Genomic DNA, 2,922 nt, shown 5'->3' on the forward strand with positions numbered 1-2,922 from the left:
CCGCAAAAGGGGGAGGATGGTGAAAAGATAAAAGCAATCGTTATTGGTATGCCGCTAAAGTTGAATGGTAAGCAGCACCAGTTGTTTTTATATCAATCATCCGAATTAATGGAAGAGGCAATCGGCTCCACGACTAAATTTATTCTTTTAGCTGCTGGTGTTGCGATTATCTTAACAACCATTTTTGCCTTTTTCCTTTCCACTCGTATTAATGCTCCTTTAAATAAGATGAAGGAAGCTGCTTTTGAAGTGGCTCGAGGCAAGTTTGATACGAAGGTACCAATTGTGACGCAAGATGAAATAGGCGAGCTGGCAATGGCGTTTAATCAAATGGGGAAACAGCTTAAGTTCAATATGAGTGCGCTAAGCCAAGAGAAAGAACATCTAGCGAGTATATTGAGCAGTATGGCTGACGGGGTTATTACCTTTAATAAAGATGGAACGATCCTTGAAACCAATCCACCGGCAGAACGATTTCTTCAAAGCTGGTATTTTGAGAAGCAAGATGAAAGTAATGATGTTCCAGCTGTGTTAATGACCCTATTTAACCAATCAGATATCCTTGATAAGGAGCAAATTGGTGAAATTAGTTTACAGGGTCATGATTGGGTACTGATCGTTAGTCCGCTTTATGGCGCTGGCAGTATAAGAGGCGCTGTCGCCATTCTTCGAGATATGACAGAAGAACGGAAAACGGATAAACTCCGTACGGATTTTATTGCCAATGTCTCTCATGAACTGAGAACGCCTATTTCCATGCTGCAGGGCTATAGTGAAGCCATTATTGATGATGTAGCTGGTACTGAAGAAGATAAGAAGGATATGGCACAAGTAATCTATGATGAATCGCTCCGTATGGGCAGGCTTGTTAATGATTTACTTGATCTGGCAAGAATGGAGTCAGGGAAGGTTACTTTAAGATATGAAAGAATTGAAGTAACCGGTTATATTGAACGGATCGTGTACAAATTTAATGGCCTTGCGAAGGAAAAAGGAATTCAATTATATGCCAAGACTGCTAGTGAAGAAACGTATTGGGATTTTGACCATGATCGAATCGAGCAGGTGCTGACTAATTTAATTGATAATGCCATACGCCACACGCCTACCGGAGGCACCGTGGAAGTGTCTCAATGGATAGAAGAGAGAAATGGGTTAGTCATGGAGGTAAAAGACTCTGGAACCGGTATACCTGAGGAAGATCTAGCTTATGTATTCGAACGGTTTTATAAAGCGGATAAGGCGAGAACGCGGGGGAAATCTGGTACGGGGCTTGGTCTTGCTATTGCTAAGAACATTATGGACGCTCATGCAGGCTATATTTCTGTACATAGTCTGGTGGATATAGGGACAACATTTACTTTTTCTTTGCCACGAATGTTGGAAGAAAATGAGTAAAGCTATAAAATGATGACGGAAAATCTTGTTTCATAAGAAACAACTGTTTTAAGAACCGGATACTGCTGCGAAATGAAAAGATACCTCTAACGGGAGTCTATTTCTTTCGCAGGAGTATCCGGTTTCTTTTCGGAAATCCATTCCTTTTTCTCCATAAAAATACTATAGTTAGGTTGTAACTATTCTCCGGGAAATTACGACTACTATATATGAACGGAGGGAGAAAAAAATGGACTCCGTTTTTCAGGAACTCTATGAAAAGTATCATAAGGATTTATATCAATTTTTATTTTATATGGTGAAAAAACATGAAGTGGCAGAAGATATTGTTCAAGAAGTATATATTCGCGTTTTAAAGTCATATGACCGCTTCGAAGGAAAAAGCAGTGAGAAAACATGGCTGTATTCGATTGCAAGAAATGCAGCGATTGATCATTTTAGGAAAGAAAAAGGCTGGAAACAGCGATTGTTGGAGAATTTTGATTTGGATAAGCAGCCTGTAAAGGATGTTCAGCCGTTACCTGAGGAAATTGCGATTCAAAATGCTGAAGTTCAAGGAATTTATCAAAGTTTACATTCATGTACACTCGATCAACGAAGTGTAATCATTCTTCGATATATTCAAGGATTATCGATTATGGAAACTGCGGCCGTTTTGGACTGGACGGAGAGTAAGGTGAAAACAACACAACACCGTGCATTAAAAGCCATTAAAAAGAAAATGGAAGAGAAGGGCAGGGAGGAGGGGAATTCAATTGAAAAAATCCCAATGGAATGAGTACGAGCTTATCAAGCTTCTTAAAAAACTGCCGGAAGTAGAAGATAAACGTTCGCGTTCAGAAGTTTATCATCATGTTAATAATCGATCCATAAGGAAAAGGAAACAGAAGAGAAATTGGATTCCTTTGTTTTCCGCGGCTGCTGCTCTGCTCCTCATGGCTGTCCTGGGTGCTTCCATTTTAAACAGCGAAAGTTCAGAAAAGAAATCATCCAGCAGTCAGTTTATATCGATGGATCGAGTAGAAAAACAGAAAGACCAAGAGGAGTCTAATGAGTCGGATTATAACGCAGAAAAATCCCCAAAGAATAAAGCAGCAGTAGATACAGATGCAACAGAAGATAAAAAAGAAACCTTAAATAACGAAGACCACGCTGGTAAGGCCGAAGCAAACGAAAGTGATCAAGCTGCATACCATGAGGCTGTTACGATAGGTGTACCTGATGACCAATCTAATTACATTATTCCCGTAACCGTTTCAAGTGTTTCTGCTTCACTTGCTCAAGGGTTAGTTGAAGCGATGACTAATGCAGAGGAAGAAGCGTGGGGCCTGACCGATTATTATCCGCTGGACATCACAATTAGTGATGGTGCAGAGAATAATCAAATTATCATTGACCTGCCTAAAGATTCACCATTGATTACGTTAGATAGTACGTTCTTAGCCGCTTTGCAAGAAACAGTGAAATATAACCAAATTGAAAGTGTTGTCTTTACCACCAATGGGCAGCCTGGGATACCGTTGT

Annotated in this window: 3 protein-coding genes; all 3 read left to right on the top strand. The window is 40.1% G+C overall.

What is annotated here, in order from left to right:
* Window positions 1–1,398: ATP-binding protein (locus AC52RT_RS11085; protein WP_495540799.1), on the top strand; the 1,398-nt coding region annotated here is incomplete at its 5' end.
* A gap of 229 nt (window positions 1,399–1,627) precedes the next feature.
* On the top strand, window positions 1,628–2,176 hold the full coding sequence (sigX, locus tag AC52RT_RS11090; RefSeq protein WP_495540800.1) for an RNA polymerase sigma factor SigX: 549 nt from the start codon (window positions 1,628–1,630) through the stop codon (window positions 2,174–2,176).
* Window positions 2,154–2,922, top strand: a 769-nt coding sequence (locus tag AC52RT_RS11095) for an RsiX family anti-sigma factor (RefSeq protein WP_495540801.1), incomplete at its 3' end; no start/stop codon positions are given. The genes sigX and AC52RT_RS11095, both read left to right, overlap by 23 nt.

The sequence above is a fragment of the Peribacillus sp. genome, assembly GCF_059453735.1.

What these genes read in the sequence shown, in the direction of transcription:
- sigX (WP_495540800.1), top strand. Translation starts at nt 1,628, where the DNA reads ATGGACTCCGTTTTTCAGGAACTCTATGAAAAGTATCATAAGGATTTA.